Origin of the sequence: Bartonella sp. LB28NMGDW (genome assembly GCF_042194435.1) — a bacterium.
Classification (GTDB): Bacteria; Pseudomonadota; Alphaproteobacteria; order Rhizobiales; family Rhizobiaceae; genus Bartonella; species Bartonella grahamii.
On sequence record NZ_JBHIMX010000072.1, the window covers coordinates 1 to 1,627 of the forward strand.

The following is a 1,627-nucleotide window of genomic DNA, read 5'->3' on the forward strand; positions in this document are numbered from 1 at the left end:
CTTATTCGAATATTTTAACCCAATCGACAGTGCGAGAAAAGGGAAATTCGACAGGGTTATTTCAAGTACGGGCATTATTGAGATTTTAGAGCAAAGGGGCGGTAAAAAATATCGCTGCGCTGTTTACACCCATATGGGTTGTTTTTTTTAAAGAGATAAAGAATTTTATGAGGAGCTGAAGATGCGGAGATTGAAAAATCAAAAGCATAAATTGGGATATGGATACAAGCGAGGAAAGCGCGTTCTTTGTGTTTTGCAGCGAGGGATCCATAAGGGGCTTTCACTTGTTTTAAGTTTTTGCTTAGCTTTTCAGCCTTTGTTGTTGCAAGCACAAGCGCTTGGAGCGCGAAGTCCTGTTGCACAAGAGAGCCAAGGGATTAAAGCAGCTGATGGGGTTGGCTCTGTTTTCCGCCCCACGGTGGGGAAAGCCGGCAATGATGTGCCGCTGATTGATATTGTGCGCCCCAATGGACAGGGTCTTTCTCATAACAAATATGACAGTTTCAATGTTGATACCCATGGCGTGATTTTGAACAATTCGACTGAGGAAGTCTCGCGTTCACAGCTTGGGGGATTGGTGCCAGGCAACGGCAATTTGCGTTATAGCGGTGCAGCAAAGGTTATCCTTAATGAAGTGGTGAGTGCCAATCGCTCGCGTCTTGAAGGCGTGAGCGAAGTCCACGGGCATATGGCGGATGTTATTATCGCCAACCCCAATGGGATTACCTGTAACGGTTGTGGCTTTATCAATACACCACGGGTGACTTTATCGACCGGACAACCGATTATTGGAGCCGATGGGGCTTTGAGTGGGTTGCGTGTTGAGGGTGGTGATATCACCATAGGCTCTCGTGGAGCTGATGGGAGTGCATTAGATATTTTTGATCTTGTTTCGCGCAAGATCAGTATCGGAGGTCCCATACAGGTCAAAGGAGATTTGGCTGTTATCGCTGGTCACAATCATTTTGATTATGACAAGCGCGAAGCAACTTCTCTTGGCTCTGATGGCAAAGAGCCAGAATTGGCGATTGATTCCAGTGAGTTTGGTGGAATGTACGCGGGGCAGATCCGCGTGATTGCCAATGATAAAGGCGCCGGCGTTAAGATGCGAGGAGATATGGTTGCCAATGCAGGCGCCATGAGATTGACAAGTGATGGCAAGCTGGTGATTGCCAAAGCACGTGCCAAAGGTGCGGTGAAGGCTCATTCGCACCACGATAGTGTGCACGTGAAAGATCTGCTTTTTTCAGAAGAAGCGGTTGAACTGAAGGCTTTGAAACATGTTGAACTGGCTGAGCAAGCTCGCGTTGCGGCAAGCGGTGCTGTTGATGTGCATGCCGATCTGATCAAACTCCAGTCTCATGCTCTTATAGCAAGCGGTATTGGAAGTGATGGTCAACAGTCAGCGACGGGTTCTTTGCATTTACAGGCAGCAAAGCTTGAGGCGGGGAATGGGCGGATAGCCGCTGGTGATCTTTTAGAGATCCAAGCAGCAACAATTGATCTAAGCCGCATGCAAGACAATGATCAAACAGGGGTTTCTTCCCTTGGCGATCTAACCATTGAAACCAATCAAATCACCGCTTTAAACAACCATATTGGTGCCAAGGGGAATATTGTCTTGAGC

At 47.6% G+C, this 1,627-nt stretch carries 1 protein-coding gene; it reads left to right on the forward strand.

The features are described 5' to 3' along the window. Positions 1–181: 181 nt before the first annotated feature. A partial coding sequence (locus ACFIKG_RS09145) for a filamentous hemagglutinin N-terminal domain-containing protein (RefSeq protein WP_375652181.1) occupies positions 182–1,627 on the forward strand: 1,446 nt, incomplete at its 3' end.